Raw genomic sequence first — 16,554 nt, 5'->3', positions numbered from 1 at the left:
GTGGATGCTGCGGTTGCGTGGGCTGGTCGTCGCCGCCGTCATCCTGGTGGTTGCCGTGCTCACCACGCAGTACGCGCAGGGAAAGTTCGCGGACCGGTTCACCCTCACCATCGATGCGGCCACCCTCGGTGAGGGGCTCGCGCCCGGCGCGGAGGTGAAGTTCCGTGGCTTCGCGATCGGCACGGTGCGCACGGTGCAGACCGTCGACTACGGGCACCAGCGCATCGAGCTGGCGCTGGACCGGAACCAGGCCGGTGCGCTGACCGACGACGTGTCGGCGCGGTTCACCTCGTCGAATATCTTCGGCTCCAGCGCCATCGAATTGGTGAACACCGGCAAGGGCGGGCGGCTGCCGGAGAACACCACGCTGTTCATCGGCGCCAACGCGTCCAACGCGACCGTGTCGAGTGTGTTCCGCCGGGCGGCACGGCTGACCCAGGTGCTCGACTCCGACACCGTGCGCGCGCTGTTCGATCTGCTGCTGGACAACACCGCGTCGATGGGGCCTGCGGTGCGGTCGTTCTTCGCCACCGCCCGGGTGCTGGCCATGAATCAGCGTGCGCCGCTGGGGCATTACCTGGATATCGGCGCCGACGTCGGAGCGGGTGCCGCGCAGACCACGGCACCGGTGGTCGATGTGATCCTCGGCGTGCTGGACAGCAGCGAGTACTTCGGCAGCCTCGAAAATCGCGAGCGGACAAAGCATTCGCTGTCCGGCCTGGACACCGAACTGCTGCTGCCGGTCACCGATCTGCTGCGCCGGAACAACCCGGATCTGGCCGTGACGATCGGCGGCGTGCTGGATCTGGTGGTGCCGATCAGCGCGTCGCTCGGCACGGTCGCGCCCGCGTACAACCGGCTGCCCGCCTTGCTCGCCCGGATCGACAGCGCGTTCCCGGTGGTCGACGGCCGGGTGCAGCTGCAGCTGGAGGTGATCGTGAAAAACATGCCCTACCTCGCCGATTCGATCATCGGGGTGCCGCGATGAACAGTGTGACCGCCGCGGCGGTGAAGCTCGGGGTGTTCGTCGCGATTGTCGCGGTGTGCTCGGCTTTCATTGTGGCCGCGCTGAATACGCCGGTGCCCGACGACAAGGTCTCCTATGACGCTGTTTTCACCGATATCTCGGGGCTGTACGCCGGGGACGTGGTGCGCATGTCGGGCGTGGCCGTCGGGAAGGTCGACAGCGTCGAGCTGGACGGCAAGCACGCACGCGTCCGGTTCACCGTGGACCGCCAGCGTCCCCTCTACGACAACACCGAAGCCGCTGTGCGCTACCAGGATCTGATCGGGCAGCGCTACATCGAAGTGATGACACCGAAACCGGGCGGCGTGCGGCTCGCAGCCGGGGGCACTATTCCGGTGCAGCGCACCATCCCGAGTTTCGACGTGTCCACCCTGTTCAACGGCTTCAAGCCGCTGTTCGACACGCTGGATACCGCACAGCTCAACCAGTTCGGCACGAACATCCTGCGGGTGCTGCAGGGCGACGGCAGCGGCATCGGTCCCGCGCTGGCCGATCTCGACCGGCTCACCAAGCATGCCAAGAGCAGCGAGGCGGTGGTGGTGCTGCTGATCAACAACCTCGGCGCGATCTCCCGTTCGATCGGCGGAAAGTCCGCGGCGGTAGGCGATCTGGTCAAGCAGCTGAACGGCGTGCTCAACCAGTTCGGCAGCCGGACCGCGATGATCGTCAAGGCGGTCGAGCAGGCGAATCGCACGCTGGTGCCGCTCATTCCGCTGCTGGAGGAGCTGCAAGGGGCCTACGACGACAGCTACCTGCCGTTGGACGGGCTGCTGCGCAGGTTGCTGCCGCAGACCGATCAGCTGGTCGAAATCCTGTCGCTGGTGCCGTCGTTGATCGCGGGGCTGAACCAGAACGTGCCCGCGAGCGGCACCGCGAAGACGTACTCCTGCGCCGGGGGCGAGCTCGGGCTACCGGGCATCGGCGATGTCGTGCTCGGCAACCAGAAGCTGGTGGTATGCAAATGACCGGTGCGGCAAGGCAACTCATCGGGCTGCCGTGGCGACTGTTCGGCGAGGTGAAACAGTTACGCGCGGAGAAATCGGACTCCTGGTCGCAGATGCGATGGGGGATAGCCGGTGTGCTGGTGAGCGTGCTCGGTCTGCTCGCCGCCGCGGTGCTGTACGTGGTGCCCTTCGGTGAGCAGTCCTACACGGCGGACTTCCGCAACTCGGGCGGCGCCCGCACCGGCGACGAGGTGCGCATCGCGGGCATCAAAGTGGGCCAGGTCCGCTCGGTGGAGCTGGTCGGTGACCACGTGGAGGTGCGCTTCGGCGTGGACCGCGAGGTCCGGGTCGGTGACGCCTCGTCGGTGGCGGTGAAGATGCTGACGCCGATCGGCGGGCACTACCTGTCGCTCGCTCCGCAGGGGGAGCGAGCGCTGGGTGGTAAGCACATTCCGCCGGAACGGACCACCACCCCGTTCGAGCTGACCGACATCATCGACGTCGCCACCCCGGTGCTCAGCCAGGTGGACGGAACCACGCTGCGCAGCACCATCGCCGAGGTGAACGCGGCGCTGGCCGGTCAGCCCGACGCGGTGCGCTCGATCATCGGCAACTTCAACGACCTGACCGGCGTGCTGGCCGAGCGGTCGACCCAGCTGGACTCGGCGGTGCGGGTGTCCGACGAATACATCGGCGCGATCGCGACCGACCGGGCGGTGCTCGCCGACTTCGTGCGCGAACTCGGTGGTGTCGCCGTGGTGCTCGGGCAGCGCAGGGGCGAGGTCGTCCAGGTCTTCGAACTGTTGAAGCGGTTCTTCGCGGTGCTGCACCGGCCGGTAATGGCCTACGGCGACTCGATCGAACCGTCGGTCGCCGAATTCGAGCAGCTGTTCAACAAACTCGTGCAGGACCCCGGCCGGCTCGACACGGTCATCGCGGGGATCAAGGACTTCATCGGGAAGATCTCGGCGATGCTCGGCGTGGACGGCGTGACCATCGACCAGTCCGCCAGCGTGATACGCGGTCCGGCACTGTGTATTCCGTTCGAGGGGAGGGCTTGCTGATGCGTGCTTGGGTAAGAGCGGGCGTGGTCATCGGGGCAGTGCTGGTCACCGTCGCGGTGGTGGTCGGCGTGAGCGGCGCGTCTTGGCTGGATCGGGTGCAGCCGGCCAAGCAGCGTCTGTGTGCCGAATTCACCGACACCGTAGGGCTTTACGAGGGCAACAGCGTCACGATGCTCGGCGTGGAGGTCGGCACCGTCTCCGGCATCGAAGCACTCGGCGACCGGATGCGGGTGACCATGACGATCGACGGCAAGTTGACGTTGCCCGCCGACGTCGAGGCCGTCACCATGTCGAGCTCCATCGTCACCGACCGGCGCGTCGAGCTGACCAAGACCTACACCGGCGGCCCGAAATTCGACACCGCACAGTGTGTGTCGTTGGCGCGCACCAAGACCCCGGTCGGCATCAGCGAGGCGCTCGACGCGCTCGGCAAGCTGTCCGGCGACCTGCTCGGCGCGCAGCAGTCACCGACACCGGGCGCACCGTCGGACACGCTGCTCGACGACACCCTCACCGGCGCGGTCCGCACGCTCGACGGCACCGGCCCGCAGTGGAATTCGCTACTGCAGCGCCTGTCCCAGGTGATCGGCGATCCGGCCGACCGGGACGTGGTGATCCGCCGGCTCGTCGACAATCTCGACCTGCTCACCACGATGTTCATCACCAACTGGCCGGATATGCAAGCGCTGCTGGACAATCTGAACAACGGCATCGACTTGGTCCACGGCTTTTCCGCGGAACTGTCCAGGGCGGTGGATCTCGCGCTCGAGTTCCTGCCGGTGATCGCCCGCAACGTCGGCAAGTACGACCAGCAGTCCTTCGAATTCCTGGATCGCATCGTGCCGGAGGTGCATCGTTACGCGGTGCTGGCGGGCAGCATCGTGGATCTGCTGGTGCAGCTGCCGCCGCTGGCCGGTCGGCTGGCCCAGGTGTACGACCCGGCCACGGGTGCGGTGCGGGTGAATTACCGTCCGCCGCACTACGAGTCGGCCGACGGTAGCCAGCCCGGTCTGGTCCGGGTCATCCTGGGCTCGCTGGGGGCGCCATGAAGCGGCTGATTCCGGTGCTCGCAGCGGTGGTCCTGGTGCTGACCGGCTGTGGCGTGCGGGCGACCGACGTCCCGATTCCGGGCACGTATCTGTCGGGCGACACCTTCTCGATCCGCATCGAATTCGGCTCGGTGCTGAACCTGCCGGACCGGGCCAAGATCATCGCCGAGGGTGTCGAGGTCGGCATGCTCGACCGGATCGAGCTGATCGGGGATACCGCCGTCGCCACGGTAGACCTGAAAGCCGATGTGCGACTGCCCAAGTCGGCCACCGCGGAGCTGCGGCAGAGCACCATCCTCGGTGACATCCATATCGCGTTGCAGGCGCCGTCGAACGCCGGTCCGCCGTTCCTGGTGAACGGTGATGTCATCCCGCGCAGCCGCACGGTGCCCGCCGCCAATGTGGAGGACATCCTGCGGGCGATGTCGAACATCGTCACCGGTGGCCGCTTCGGTGAGATGCAGGAGCTCGTCGCCAGCGTCAACGCGGCCTTCCCGACCGACCCGGCGGATCTGTCCCGCATTCTGGCCGGTGGCCGGAACGCGCTGCACGACCTCGCCACGCACACCAGCGAACTCGACCGGATCCTGGCCGCCGCCGCCAGCGTCACGACCACGCTGGAGGCGAACAAGGACAATGTCGACCGCACTCTCACCCTCGGGCCCGGCCGCGCCGCCGGTCTGTCGGAGGTGCTGTTCGGCCTGGTTCAGCTGATCATCGACGGCGGTGAATTGGCCACGTACGTGGGCGATCTCGCGCTTCCGCTGCGCGGCGACCTGCACGACATCATCGGCATCCTGGCGCCGGCGGCCCGCACCATCGGCAGCGCCGACACCACGGTGCCGATGAACGTCGCCGCGATGAACCGGTTGTTGCGCGACAAGCTGATTCCGTTCTTCAGTGCGCCGCCCAACATTCGGGTGCAGCGGGTGACGCCCGAGGCGGTCGCCGCCGACGCCGCGGGCCGCTCGGACGAGATGATCCAGGTGCTCCGGTCGATTGGAATGGTGCGATGAAGCTCTCCGGTCCGGTCTCGCTGGTGCTGCTGCTCGTCATGACCGTGGTGTGCGCGGCGTACATGGCGGTCGGGGTGCTCGACATCGACCCGCGCCGCAGCACGAATACCGTGACGGTGCTGATGGATTCGTCCGGCGGCCTGATGCAGACCTCCCAGGTCGACCTGCGCGGCATGCGAATCGGCAAGGTGCGCGCCATCACCGCCACCGGTACCGGGCTGGCGGTGCGGATCGAGCTGGACGCGAAGTACCGGGTCCCGCTGGGAAGCGAGGTGCACGTCAGCAATCTGTCGGCGGCGGGCGAGCAGTTCATGGACTTTCGCCCGACCGGCACGGCGGGCCCGTACCTCACCGACGGCAGTGTCGTGCCTGCCCATCAGGTGCGCATCGCGACGACGGTCAGCGAGGCGCTGGCCAAGCTGGACGTGCTGAACGCGCAGATCGATCCGGTGAAGATCGAACAACTCGCCGCCATCCTGTCGCAGGGGTACGCGGGCCGGGAACCGGAGATCGCCAACCTCACCCGGACGCTGACCATGACGGCGCAGCTGCTGCACGACAAGCGCGACGCCATCACCCGGCTGTATCTGAACGGGCAGGATCTCGCGCAGAACTTCGACGGCTACGGGCCGGTGATCGGTGGCTGGGCCGACGATTTCACCGACCTGCTGCCCGAGGTGGTGCACCTGATCGAGGCGTTCCGCGGCTATTCCTATGCGGGCGAACATGTCTGGGACGAGCCGCTGGGGCCGCTGGTGCGCAAGATCGACCAGTACCTCACGGTGCTCGGACCGGACCTTGCGCACATCGCCACCGCGCTGCGGCCGGCGACGAGTGTGCTGAAACCCGTTCGGGTGGACGCCGGTTCGATCATCGACCTGTTGTCGGCGACCTTCCCGGAGCACGGGACCGCCCGAATCACGCTCGACATTCCGAAGTAGAGAGTTGAGGCCATCATGACCACGCCCGATCCCGCGGCCGAAAGCGGCGCCGAAGTGCCAGCGAAGCCTGCGCCAGAAATGCAGCAGCGCAACAGCATCGGCTACATACTCGGCGGACTGACCGTACTGCTCGCGGTGCTCGCCATCGCGCTCGGGCTGTCCTGGCAGTCGGCCGCCGACGATCTCAGCGCGTTACGGCAGCAGAACACCGACCGCGCCAAGGCCGCCGAGGTCGCCCAGGACTACACGCTGCGCTCACTCACCTACGACCACAAGAACCTGCCCGCGTTCTTCGACGGCGTGCAGCGTGGCACCTCCGACGCGCTGCGCAAGCGCTACGACGAGGTGCACGACACGCTGGCGAAGATCATGACCGAGGCGCAGGTGGTGGCCACCGGGCAGGTGCTGGGCACCACGGTGGACGCCCAGGGCAACGACCAGTACTCGGTGACGGTGCTCGCCACCCAGAAGACGCAGAACATCCAGCAGCCGACGCCGGCCACAGTGCCCAACCTGCTGGTGGTGACCGTGGCCAAGAACGGCGGCGACTGGCAGGTGGTGGACTACGGCCCGAAGGGCGAGGCGCCGGCGCGTTGATAAGCTGACGCGCTAGCTGTCCTGGTTCCGTCGAGAGGGAATGCTGTGCCGGACCAGTCCCGCGCGGCCCGCCGTGGTCGGCCGCCGCTTGCCGGTCTGCCGGAACGGCGCAGACAGCAGATTATCGAGTCGGCCTACGCCGTGTTCGCCGAACGTGGGTACGAGGCGACCGCGATCTCCGATGTGGCTGCGCATGCCGGGATCGGGCAGGGCACGGTGTACCGGTATTTCGCGAGTAAACGCGAAATCCTCGACCACGTCGTCGATTTCGGGGTCGAGAAGCTCGTCGAGGTGTTGCAGCCGCACACGCTGCTGAGCCGTCCGACGTCGGCCGCGGAGATGCTCGCCGGTGTCCGGGCGGCCATCGCGCGGTTGTACGCGATGCTGGAGCACGACCCGAACTTCGTCCGGCTGGTGCTCGTCGAGGCCGGCGCCATCGACAAGGAGCTCAGCGACCGGCTGCTCGGCTTGGAGATGCTCGTCAGTACCTTTGTGGCGCAAGAACTTCGGCGCGGTGTCGCGGCGGGCTGGATCCGGGCCGACATCGACGTCGAGGTGACCGCGCACACCACCCTGACTCTGGTGGTGCCCGGGGTGTTGCAGGAGATGCGCGGCGACAACACGCCACAGGCGCGGGAACGGGCCACCGCCGGTGTGCTCACCGTGCTCGAAAAGGCCTTGCGGCCGCGTGCTGCCGTCGCGGACGGGCCGGCTCGGTGAATGCCGCCGATCGCAGCGCCAAACGCCGCGCCGAGCTCGTTTTCGCCGCGTACGAGCTGTTCGTCGACAAGGGGTATCGCACCGTCGTCGTCGCCGACATCGTGGCCCGGGCGGGCGTGAGTCACGGCACCTTCTACAACTACTTCACCAACAAGCGCGATGTGCTCGACGCTGTTATCGATCACTACTTTGCGTTGATCCGCGAGCGGGTCTTCGGCCGGGCGGTGACCGGGCAGCGGCCGCAGACGCTCGACGAATTCTGTGAACTGTTCGGGCGCGTCGTCGATCACTGTTATGAATTGGTCGCGGACGAGCCGGGTTTGGTGTCGTTCATTCTGCTCGAGGCGACCTCGATCGATGATCAGGTGGCGGAGCGTTCGATCCGGAACCTGACCGTTTACGGCGACGAGGCCACCTCCCGGCTCAAGAAGGGGATGACGCTCGGGTATCTGGATCCGGAGCTCGATCCGCGGTTGACCGGGGAGATTTTGCTGTCGATTCTGTTGTCCGCCTTGCTGTCCGCGCTTCGGGCCGGTGCCGACGGGCTGGACCAGAAACGGGTCCGCAACGACCTTGTCGCGTTCGTCCGTGCGGTGCTCGAGCCCTGACAGTGCGGTTGGTCAGCGGCGACCGAAGCGGGAGATGGCTTCGAGGATCGTCGTCAGCATTGCGGGGCTGCCGGTGTGGCCGGATTCGTCGATGACGTGCAGTTCGGCGTCGGGCCACTCTTGCGCCAACTGCCAGGCGGTTTGTAAGGGGCTGCCGAGATCCAGGCGTCCGTGGATCAGTACGCCGGGGATGCCCGCGAGCTTGTGCGCGTCGGCGAGTAGTTGTCCGTCCGGCAGCCACGCGTCATTGGCGAAGTAGTGCGTGCAGATCCGGACGAAGGCGAGCAGTGCCGCGTCGGGTTTGTTGCTGTATTGGCCGGAGTTGCCTTGGGTTTCGTGCGCGATGACGGCGTCCTCCCACGCGCACCAGTTACGGGCCGCCGTCGCGCGCACCGCCGGATCGGGGTTGTTCATCAAACGGCTGTATGCGGCAACGAGATTCCCGTCGCGCTCTGATTCCGGCAGCGCGTTGCGGAACGTCTCCCACGGGCCCGGCAGGAAGCGGGCGACACCGCGGTAAAGCCAGTCCGTCTCTTCCGGACGGGTCATCGTGACACCGACCAGGACGATCTCGGAGACCCGCTCGGGAAACCGTTCGGCGTAGGCGAGAATCAGCGTCGACCCCCAAGACCCGCCGTACAGCAGCCACTTCTCGATATCGAGGTGCACCCGCAGGCGCTCCATATCGGCGATCAGGTGGTCTGTGGTGTTGTGCGACATATCGACTGCCGGATCCGAGGCGTGCGGCAGGCTCTCACCACAGCCGCGCTGATCGAACAGCACGGTGCGATAGATCGCAGGATCGAAGTTCTTGCGGGAACCCCGGCGACCCCCGCTCCCCGGCCCGCCGTGCACCACCAACGCGGGCTTACCGTTGGGATTACCGCTGGTCTCCCAGTAGATCTGGTTACCGTCCCCGACATCCAACAGCCCGTGCGCATACGGCTCGATCGCAGGAAACGGCTGTGCCACAACATGTTCCGACTGGCTCGCAGTCATCGGTAACCCCCTCCTCGACGATCGGCCCCAAGCCGACACCTTCCGAGCGTAGCCACCCCGAGTCGACCATGATCAACGGGACATAAGGGCGAGCCCCACTCGCACTTTGAGCGCGCGGTCCTAGACGGGTGCACCCAGAGACACCTCGCCAAGGTTCACCTCCCCGATAGGAGCAATCAAGAACTCCCCGGGTGAACAATCCAGTGAGCTGAAGACTTAGCCAGGTTTTCCCGTGAGTAGTGCTGGGCGCGTCGTGTGCCGTACCCGGCTTACCTCCGCGGTCGGTCACGCGGCGCTCAGTTCCAGCGTGGTCATCTGGCTGTGGTTGCGTTTCGAGAGCTCCGGGAATGGAATACGTTGCGGGAGAGAGGGTGCGGATTTCGCTGGCAGCGGCCCGCTTTCATGAACGACGGGACATGAGGGCAGGGAGACGGGAGTAAGCACGCCATGACGTCCCACTTGCGGCCGAGCTGATCACCCAGCGGGACATAGGGGTGGGAAAACGCGAGTGAGTCCGCCGTGATGTCCCGCTCGGCATGCAGCTGCTCACTCAGCGGGACATGGCGGCGGCGGGCCGCGCGCTTTGGCGTCGCTGGGTCCCGTTGCTCATGAACGGAGCGCCAGGGGGTACGCGAAATGGTGCCAATGCTGGCGCAGCGGTGGTTGTCAGCAAGATCCGCACTGGCTCTCGGGATCCGCACCGACTGCGGGGGTCCCAAGTGGGTGCGGATCCAGAGAGTGGGTGCGGGTTTTGCTGGATGCGGTCAGGCGGGTTGGGGTGTGGGGGTGGGGGTTTCGATTTTTTCCCTGGTGCGGAGGGAGGCCCAGAGGGCGGCAGTGGCGGCTACGCAGGCGGCGGCTCCGCCGACGTGGATGACGACTAGGGCTGCGGGGACGTCGGTGAAGTATTGGACGACGCCGACCAGGGCCTGTGAGCAGACGATGGCGAGCAGGACGAGTACGCGTTTGCGGACCGGTGGGGTGATGCCGACTGCGAACAGGCCGAATGCCAAGCCCACCAGTAGGGCGAGGTAACCGACGAGCAGTTGGGAATGCAGGTGCACCAGGGTGACGATCTCGACCTCCAGGCGCGCGACCGGTCGCTCGATGCTCTTGTCGCCCGCATGCGGACCGGCGGCAGTCACCAGGGTTCCGGCGACCAGCACGCCAGCCATCGCGACGGCGCTGAGGCCGGTGAGCCAGCGTAGGGGCGCGGGTGCGCGCACGACCTCGATGCCGTCGTCGGGTTCGTTGATCTTCGCGTAGAGCACGACGGCCAGCCAGACCATCAGCATCGATGCCAGCAGGTGCACGGCGACGGTCCACCAGAGCAGGCCGGTGCGCACGGTGATGCCGCCGATGATGCCTTGCAGCAGCGTGCCGCCGGGCATCAGCCACGCGTAGAGCAGGACGTCGTTGCGGCGCCGGGCGCGGGTCACGGCGAGCACGATCAGTGCGGCGCACAGCGAGACGACGAAGGTGAGCAGGCGGTTGCCGAACTCGACGGTCTGGTGCAGCACCGGCACCTCGGAGACGCCGATCGGGGTGAAACTGCCGGGGAAGCATTGCGGCCAGGTCGGGCAGCCGAGACCGGAGGCGGTGACCCGGACGACGGCCCCGGTGACCGCGATGCCCGCCTGCGAGAGGATCACCGCGATAGCAATGATTCGCTGCACCCGCAGTGAGGGCAGCGGCAGCTTGTCGACGAGTCGCAGAAAGGCGCGATACAGCACGTCACGATGGTAGAGCACGGTCAACTACACGCTGTCGTTGGTACGGGTCGGCGATACCCGGCGGGGCGTCGGCGATGCGCGAGTTGTCGTACGCAGCTCCGAAGCGGGTGGGGTCGAGATGCCGTCCCTCAACTAAGCCGCTGGGGTGTCGGCGGTGCCGGATAGCAAGCGCAGTCGGCAGCTTCGCGGTGCGGTGCGCAGTTCGAGCGGGTCTACTGGAACCGGAAGTAGCGGGCGGCGAGGATGCCGGAGACCGCGCCCCACGCGGCGAGCACGGCGATGCCGAACCAGTCGACGGTGCTGCGCATCGCATCCTCCAGACCGACCGCCAGCGCGCCCGACGGCACCAGGCGGGCAAGCACATTCACTGCGGCGGGCAGATCGTCGGACGCGAACACCACGCTGGCGATACCGAGCATGACGAACCACAGGATGTTCGCCAGCGCCAGCACGACTTCCGCCTTCAACGTGCCACCGAGCAGCAGTCCCATGGCCGCGAAAGTGGCGGTGCCGAGCGCGATCACGAGCGCGCCGAGCGCGAGCCCGGCCGGCTCGGGCCGCCAGCCGAGCGCGAAACCGATGGCGCCGAGCAGGATCGCCTGCAGCACAACGACGATGAGCACCGCCGCGCTCTTGCCGGCGATGATGCCCCAGCGGGGGAGTGCGGTGGCGCCGAGCCGCTTCAGCGCGCCGTAGCGGCGGTCGAAGCCGACGGCGATGGCCTGCCCGGTGAACGCGGTCGACATGACCGCCACCATCATCACCGCGGGCACGATCTTGTCCACCCGGTCGTCGCCGAGATCGCCGAACGGCAGCAGGCTCAGGCCGACCAGCAGCGTGATCGGGATGAACATGGTGAGCAGCAGCTGTTCCCCGTTGCGCAGCAACAGGATCAGCTCGAGCCGCGTCTGCGCGAGCATCATCGCGGCGCGCGAGCTCGGCCGCGGGTCGGGGGCGAAGGTGCCCGGGGTGAAGCGGTTGGCGGTCAGGTCGGGCTGAGTCATCCGCGTAGATCCCGTCCGGTGAGTTCCAGGAAGACGTCTTCGAGCCTGCGCTGATCGATGCGAATATCGGTGGCCAGCACGTTCACTCGCGCACACCAGGCGGTCACCGTGGCGAGCACCTGCGGATTTATCTCGCCCTCCACCAGATACGTGCCGGGGGTGGTCTCCCGTGGCGAGAAACCCTCCGGTAGCGCCGATTTCAGCAGCTCCAGATCGAGTTTCGGTGGGGCACAGAAGCGTAGCTGCCCGGCGGCGCCGTGCGCGGTCACCTCGGCGGGCGTGCCGGAGGCGACGATCCGGCCGTGATCGATGATCACCAGCTGGTCGGCGAGCTGCTCGGCCTCGTCCATCAGGTGCGTGGTGAGCAGCACGGTCACGCCGTCGCGGCGCAACGCGTCGATCAGCTCCCACACGATGAGCCGCGCCTGCGCGTCCAGTCCAGCGGTGGGCTCGTCCAGGAACACGATCTCCGGCTTGCCGACCAGCGCACACGCCAGCGCGAGCCGCTGCTGCTGGCCGCCGGAGAGCCTGCGATACGGCGTACCGCGGTTGTCCTGCAGACCGAGCGTGCGCAGCAACCAGTCCGGATCCAGCGGATCGGCGGAGTAGGCGGCGACCAGATCGAGCATCTCGCCCGCCTTCGCGCCCGGATACGCGCCACCGCCTTGCAACATGACCCCGATGCGCGGCCGCAGCCGATCGGAATCGGCGATCGGATCCAGGCCGAGCACCCGCACCGACCCGGCGTCGGGAGTCACGAACCCCTCGCACATTTCGACCGTGGTGGTTTTGCCCGCCCCGTTCGGACCGAGCAGCGCGAGCACCTGCGCTCGTTCGACATCGAAGCTCAAACCGTCGACCGCCGTGGTCTCGTCGTAGCGCTTGACGACACCCTCGACGCGAACGGCAAGTCCGTGGGAGGTCACGACTGCACCTCGCTGGCGCTCGGCTCCGCCGTGCCCTCCGGGGCTGCGCCGATGGTTCGCTCGCTTCGCTCGCTCACGACCTCACACCGTAAGAGGTAGCCACCTGTGACGGAGCCGACACCCCCTCCTGGCCACGCCACGGCAGTTTGTTACGGGTGATCACGATGAACAGCACGGCGACGATGACGGTGGCGATGGCGGCGCCGACGATCTGGAAGACCTCCAGGTCGGCGCCGCGCGGCATCAGGATGACGCTGACGATCGCCGAGAACGTCACGGCGGGAACGCGGAAGACGGGCCGGGTGGCCCAGGCGGCCAGCGGCACGATCGCCCACAGCAGGTACCAGGGTTGGACCACCGGGAACAGCAGCACGATGGCGCCCAGCGCGACACCGAGCGCGCCGACCGCGTGCAGCCGTCCGATGCCGGTCGCGACGAGCATGCGCAGGGCGAGGAACCCGGCGACCACCGCGGCGATCGGCCGGGTGATGCTGAGCAGCGCGGTGGTGTGGTCGCCCAGCCCGAGCAGCACCCCGCCGAATCCGGTGATGATGCCGAGCACGGTCGGCACCGACATCCAGCTGCGCACGGCATTGGCGACATTCAGGGTGTGGATCCACCCGAAGCCCAGCCCGCTCACCGAACCGATGAAAAGCGTTGTGCTGAGCGCGATCGCGCCGAGTAGTGCCGCGGCCACGGCGACCGTGCGCAGGCTGAATCCCCACCTGCGGGCCAACGCCATCCCGACGAAACCGAGCGCGATGATCGAGGTGAGTTTGACCGCCGACGACAGCGATATGAGGATCGCCCCGCCGATCAACCAGGCGTAGGCCCGTCCGTCGAACGGATGGATGTCCTCGATCGCGCGCAGGCACAGCTCCATGCCCGCCAGCATCAGGCCGAGCATCAGCGCATCGTTGTGCACGCCCCCGACCAGATGGAACAGCACCAGCGGGTTGGCCGCGCCGAGCCACAGCGCGCTGACCGGCGCGACCCCGCAGCGCTGGGACAACCGCGGCAGCGCCCACACGATCAGCGCGACGCCTGCGATCGCGAGCGCGCGATGCACCCAGACACCGAGAATGATGTTGTCGCCGGTGAGTTCGGCGATGCCGCGACCTATCCATAAGAACAGCGGACCGTAGGGTGCCGGTGTTTTCTGCCAGATGGTCGGCACGTTGTTGGTCAGCACGTTGTCGATGCCGAGCCCGTCGACCGGCCCCTCCTGATAGGGGTCGATGCCGCGGGCCGCGATCTCGCTCTGCGCCAGATAGGAATACACGTCGTTGCTGAACAGCGGCGGCGCGACGCTGAGCGGAATGATCCAGACCAGCAGGGTTCGGTCGAGCTGGGAGCGGCTGAGCCGGTGGCGTGGCGCGCCGCCGAAGCCGCCGACCGCGAAGCGGCCGAGCAGCAGCCAGGCGAGCACCACCACGACCGTGCCGGTCATGCACATGGCGAGCGAGCCGGTGTGCGCGCGGGCGAAGATGCCGAGCACCCGGACGCCCGAGGTCGGATTCTGATGCACCGGTTGCGCACCGATGCCGAGAGCGCTGATCGCCATCAGCACCGTCCCGGTCGCGCCCATCAGCCGGATCCGGTCGAGCTGGACCAGCTCTTTGCGATCGAGCCCGGGCACCTCGGATTCGTCCTGGTGCAGGACCGCGATCGTGTGATCGGCGGCCGGTGCGTCCAACCCGAGTGCTCGGCGCCCGAATGCCAGTGTTCTGCGCCGCGCGCCCTCCAGTACCGCCACGAGACGAAGCGTAGTGTGCGCGCCCCGCCACAGTCCTGTCACAGCCCTGGACGGGCCTGCTCGTTCCGATCGGAAGCGTCGCCGACCGAGGGCACAATCGGACATATGGTTTCGGAGTCCAGGCGGCGGATCGAGCGCGCCGCGTGCGGGCTGCTCGCACAGCACGGGTATCACGGGTTCGGTCTGAAGGCGTTGAGCGAGGCGGCGGGCTTGCCGTATGGCTCTATCTACCACCACTTTCCGGGTGGCAAGGAGGAGATCGCGGTCGCCGCTATCACCGGAACGGGCACGGCGGCCGGGCGGATGATCCGGCAGGCGCCGACCGATGTCTTCGCCACCACGGCAACCCTGTTCGACTTCATGGTCGGCAAACTGGCCGGCTCGGACTGGGACGACGGCTGCCCGATCGGCACCCCCGCACTGGACGGTGCCAGCGATGTCGAGGCGATCCGCGCCGCCTGCGCTGCGGCGTTCGACGCGATGGAGCAGGCGTTCGCAGGCATGCTCGCCGAATTGGGGCTGTCCGCTCAGGACGCGGGGGAGCTGGCCACGACGGTGGTCGCCGCGTACGAGGGCGCAACCATGCTGGCCAGGGTGCGGCGCTCGGACGCACCGCTGCGCACGGTGGCGGTGGCGATGGAACGGCTGATCCGGGTGACATTCACCGAGGCGGGGCTGCCGAAGACGACCACGGGTGCGACGGGCACGGGCTCGTCGGATATCGACGCGTGCATGCCCGCGGTGGAGCCCGCGCAACCCGACGTCGACGCGAGCGTGGTGGCCGCGGCCGCGGCATCGACCGAAAATATTCCGGAAGTTGTTGCCGAGCAACAAAATCCCGCGCCGGGTGTTGACTAGAAAGAACGTTCTATCGACACTGGAAGGATGCAGCGTCTGATGTTGACCGGTCCCGGCGAGTTGCGCTGGGAAGAGCACCCGGAACCCGTGCTCACGCAGCCGGATCAGGCGTTGGTTCGCCCGATCGCGCTGGCCACCTGCGATATCGATCCGGCGGTGCTGCGCGGCACCTTCCCGTTGCCGGGTCCGTACCCGTTCGGGCACGAAGGGGTCGCCGAGGTGGTCGCGATCGGGGACGACGTGCGTGCCGTCGCGGTGGGCGACCGGGTGGTGGTGCCGTTCCAAATCTCTTGCGGCACCTGCGCTTCCTGCTTGCGTGGGCGCACCGGCAACTGCACGAGCCATCCACCGTTGTCCACCTTCGGTCTCGGCCCCCTCGGTGGCTTGGACTGGGGTGGGCTCTGGGCCGATCTCACGCTGATCCCGCATGCGGACGCCATGCTCGTGCCGCTGCCGCCAGGGGTCGATGCGGTCGCCGTCGCCAGTGCGAGCGACAACATCCCCGATGGTTACCGGGCCGTCGGCCCGCAGCTCGCCGACCATCCCGGTGCCGAGGTGCTGGTCATCGGTGGTCCCGCGGCGCCGTCCATCGGCCTGTATGCCGCAGGACTAGCGGTCGCGCTGAACGCGTCCCGGGTCGTTTACCTGGACAACTCCGTCGAGCGGCTGGAGATCGCGAGGTCGTTGGGGGCCGAGACGATCGAAGGTCCGCGCGATGCGCGCGTCGGCCGGTTCCCGATCACCGTCGAATCCGCGGGCGGTGCCAAAGCGCTGCGCGCCGCGATCGACGCCACCACCTACGACGGCTGGTGCACCAGCGTGAGCGTCCAGCTCACCGATGTGCCACTGCCGATCTTTCAGATGTATTCGCGCTGCTGCACGTTCCACACCGGTCGCGCGCACGCCCGTCCCGTCATCCCCGAGGTGCTGGAGCTGGTAGCCACAGGGAAGTTCGATCCGTCGCTGGTAACCACCCGGACAGCAAACTGGGACGAGGCGGTGGAGGCTCTGGTGGAGACGCCGCTGAAGCTCGTAGCCGTCCGCTGAGGGGTCTGGCGGGATAGTCGGATCGACAGATGTGATGTAACGCACTGGACCGAATGTGTGCCGAGAAGATCATCGCAGCGTCCGTCGCGCGGGTGCTTGGTCCGCGGCAGGCGAACTGCTCGCATGCCATGGCGTCTGCGGAGTACGCGGTTATTTCGCAGGTCAGAGGCCATGCGAGCGGTCGTGTGAAGACTCAGCTTAAATATGAGCCTGCGGTGAGCCCGTTTCGCAACATCACGGCACCGCCCCTCTCGTTCTTCAGCAC

General features: G+C 67.4%; 16 protein-coding genes. 11 read left to right on the top strand and 5 right to left on the bottom strand.

Annotation, left to right across the window (positions count from 1 at the left end; all coding sequences use genetic code 11):
• Positions 1 to 4: 4 nt before the first annotated feature.
• The 9 genes from DBO33_RS28800 to DBO33_RS28760 are packed head-to-tail and all read left to right on the top strand — an operon-like array spanning position 5 to position 7,966.
• Positions 5 to 988, top strand: coding sequence for an MlaD family protein (locus DBO33_RS28800; protein WP_234391090.1), 984 nt, complete (start codon positions 5 to 7; stop codon positions 986 to 988).
• Positions 985 to 1,992 (top strand): MlaD family protein, encoded by a 1,008-nt coding sequence (locus DBO33_RS28795; RefSeq protein ID WP_107657878.1) that lies wholly within the window; start codon positions 985 to 987, stop codon positions 1,990 to 1,992. Before DBO33_RS28800 ends, DBO33_RS28795 begins: the two co-directional genes overlap by 4 nt.
• Positions 1,989 to 3,035 (top strand): MlaD family protein, encoded by a 1,047-nt coding sequence (locus tag DBO33_RS28790; RefSeq protein WP_107657877.1) that lies wholly within the window; start codon positions 1,989 to 1,991, stop codon positions 3,033 to 3,035. Before DBO33_RS28795 ends, DBO33_RS28790 begins: the two co-directional genes overlap by 4 nt.
• Entirely contained in the window at positions 3,035 to 4,084 is a 1,050-nt protein-coding gene (locus tag DBO33_RS28785; RefSeq protein ID WP_107657876.1) for an MCE family protein, read from the top strand. Before DBO33_RS28790 ends, DBO33_RS28785 begins: the two co-directional genes overlap by 1 nt.
• Positions 4,081 to 5,100, top strand: coding sequence for an MlaD family protein (locus DBO33_RS28780; RefSeq protein WP_107657875.1), 1,020 nt, complete (start codon positions 4,081 to 4,083; stop codon positions 5,098 to 5,100). The genes DBO33_RS28785 and DBO33_RS28780 overlap by 4 nt, the downstream gene beginning before the upstream one ends.
• The gene (locus DBO33_RS28775; RefSeq protein ID WP_107657874.1) at positions 5,097 to 6,041 is read left to right on the top strand and encodes an MlaD family protein; all 945 of its coding nucleotides are present in this window, start codon (positions 5,097 to 5,099) and stop codon (positions 6,039 to 6,041) included. The genes DBO33_RS28780 and DBO33_RS28775 overlap by 4 nt, the downstream gene beginning before the upstream one ends.
• A gap of 15 nt (positions 6,042 to 6,056) precedes the next feature.
• Positions 6,057 to 6,638, top strand: a complete 582-nt coding sequence (locus tag DBO33_RS28770) for a hypothetical protein (protein WP_107657873.1) — start codon at positions 6,057 to 6,059, stop codon at positions 6,636 to 6,638.
• Between the two features lie 45 nt (positions 6,639 to 6,683).
• The gene (locus tag DBO33_RS28765; protein WP_159080585.1) at positions 6,684 to 7,358 is read left to right on the top strand and encodes a TetR/AcrR family transcriptional regulator; all 675 of its coding nucleotides are present in this window, start codon (positions 6,684 to 6,686) and stop codon (positions 7,356 to 7,358) included.
• Positions 7,355 to 7,966, top strand: a complete 612-nt coding sequence (locus tag DBO33_RS28760; protein WP_159080584.1) for a TetR/AcrR family transcriptional regulator — start codon at positions 7,355 to 7,357, stop codon at positions 7,964 to 7,966. Before DBO33_RS28765 ends, DBO33_RS28760 begins: the two co-directional genes overlap by 4 nt.
• A gap of 12 nt (positions 7,967 to 7,978) precedes the next feature.
• Here the strand turns inward: DBO33_RS28760 and pip are convergent, their stop codons facing one another.
• The 5 genes from pip to mptB all read right to left on the bottom strand — a co-directional run bounded on the left by pip (position 7,979) and on the right by mptB (position 14,384).
• Positions 7,979 to 8,965, bottom strand: a complete 987-nt coding sequence (pip, locus tag DBO33_RS28755; protein WP_199856789.1) for a prolyl aminopeptidase — start codon at positions 8,963 to 8,965, stop codon at positions 7,979 to 7,981.
• Positions 8,966 to 9,729: 764 nt separating this feature from the next.
• Complete coding sequence (locus DBO33_RS28750; RefSeq protein ID WP_107660661.1) at positions 9,730 to 10,698, bottom strand: COX15/CtaA family protein; 969 nt, start codon at positions 10,696 to 10,698, stop codon at positions 9,730 to 9,732.
• Between the two features lie 212 nt (positions 10,699 to 10,910).
• Entirely contained in the window at positions 10,911 to 11,702 is a 792-nt protein-coding gene (locus DBO33_RS28745; RefSeq protein WP_107657869.1) for an ABC transporter permease, read from the bottom strand.
• Entirely contained in the window at positions 11,699 to 12,628 is a 930-nt protein-coding gene (locus tag DBO33_RS28740; protein WP_107657868.1) for an ABC transporter ATP-binding protein, read from the bottom strand. The genes DBO33_RS28745 and DBO33_RS28740 overlap by 4 nt, the downstream gene beginning before the upstream one ends.
• 73 nt (positions 12,629 to 12,701) lie before the next feature.
• The gene (gene mptB, locus DBO33_RS28735) at positions 12,702 to 14,384 is read right to left on the bottom strand and encodes a polyprenol phosphomannose-dependent alpha 1,6 mannosyltransferase MptB (protein WP_107657867.1); all 1,683 of its coding nucleotides are present in this window, start codon (positions 14,382 to 14,384) and stop codon (positions 12,702 to 12,704) included.
• 105 nt (positions 14,385 to 14,489) lie between these two features.
• On the opposite strand from mptB, the gene DBO33_RS28730 reads away from it, so the two are divergent.
• Together DBO33_RS28730 and DBO33_RS28725 are read left to right on the top strand one after the other, a co-directional pair.
• Positions 14,490 to 15,242 (top strand): TetR/AcrR family transcriptional regulator, encoded by a 753-nt coding sequence (locus tag DBO33_RS28730; RefSeq protein WP_107657866.1) that lies wholly within the window; start codon positions 14,490 to 14,492, stop codon positions 15,240 to 15,242.
• Positions 15,243 to 15,269: 27 nt separating this feature from the next.
• Positions 15,270 to 16,289: a zinc-dependent alcohol dehydrogenase gene (locus DBO33_RS28725; RefSeq protein ID WP_107657865.1), complete on the top strand. Its 1,020-nt coding sequence runs from the start codon at positions 15,270 to 15,272 to the stop codon at positions 16,287 to 16,289.
• Positions 16,290 to 16,554 lie beyond the last annotated feature (265 nt).

The organism is Nocardia suismassiliense (genome assembly GCF_900269665.1).
Lineage (GTDB): Bacteria > Actinomycetota > Actinomycetes > Mycobacteriales > Mycobacteriaceae > Nocardia > Nocardia suismassiliense.
The sequence above is the reverse complement of the archived record's forward strand: the minus strand, read 5'-3'. Positions and strand labels throughout refer to the sequence as shown.

What these genes read in the sequence shown, in the direction of transcription:
- DBO33_RS28785 (WP_107657876.1), top strand. Translation starts at nt 3,035, where the DNA reads ATGCGTGCTTGGGTAAGAGCGGGCGTGGTCATCGGGGCAGTGCTGGTC.
- DBO33_RS28795 (WP_107657878.1), top strand. Translation starts at nt 985, where the DNA reads ATGAACAGTGTGACCGCCGCGGCGGTGAAGCTCGGGGTGTTCGTCGCG.
- DBO33_RS28775 (WP_107657874.1), top strand. Translation starts at nt 5,097, where the DNA reads ATGAAGCTCTCCGGTCCGGTCTCGCTGGTGCTGCTGCTCGTCATGACC.
- DBO33_RS28770 (WP_107657873.1), top strand. Translation starts at nt 6,057, where the DNA reads ATGACCACGCCCGATCCCGCGGCCGAAAGCGGCGCCGAAGTGCCAGCG.
- DBO33_RS28725 (WP_107657865.1), top strand. Translation starts at nt 15,270, where the DNA reads ATGCAGCGTCTGATGTTGACCGGTCCCGGCGAGTTGCGCTGGGAAGAG.
- DBO33_RS28780 (WP_107657875.1), top strand. Translation starts at nt 4,081, where the DNA reads ATGAAGCGGCTGATTCCGGTGCTCGCAGCGGTGGTCCTGGTGCTGACC.
- DBO33_RS28730 (WP_107657866.1), top strand. Translation starts at nt 14,490, where the DNA reads ATGGTTTCGGAGTCCAGGCGGCGGATCGAGCGCGCCGCGTGCGGGCTG.
- pip (WP_199856789.1), bottom strand. Translation starts at nt 8,965, where the DNA reads ATGACTGCGAGCCAGTCGGAACATGTTGTGGCACAGCCGTTTCCTGCG.
- DBO33_RS28745 (WP_107657869.1), bottom strand. Translation starts at nt 11,702, where the DNA reads ATGACTCAGCCCGACCTGACCGCCAACCGCTTCACCCCGGGCACCTTC.
- DBO33_RS28790 (WP_107657877.1), top strand. Translation starts at nt 1,989, where the DNA reads ATGACCGGTGCGGCAAGGCAACTCATCGGGCTGCCGTGGCGACTGTTC.
- DBO33_RS28800 (WP_234391090.1), top strand. Translation starts at nt 5, where the DNA reads ATGCTGCGGTTGCGTGGGCTGGTCGTCGCCGCCGTCATCCTGGTGGTT.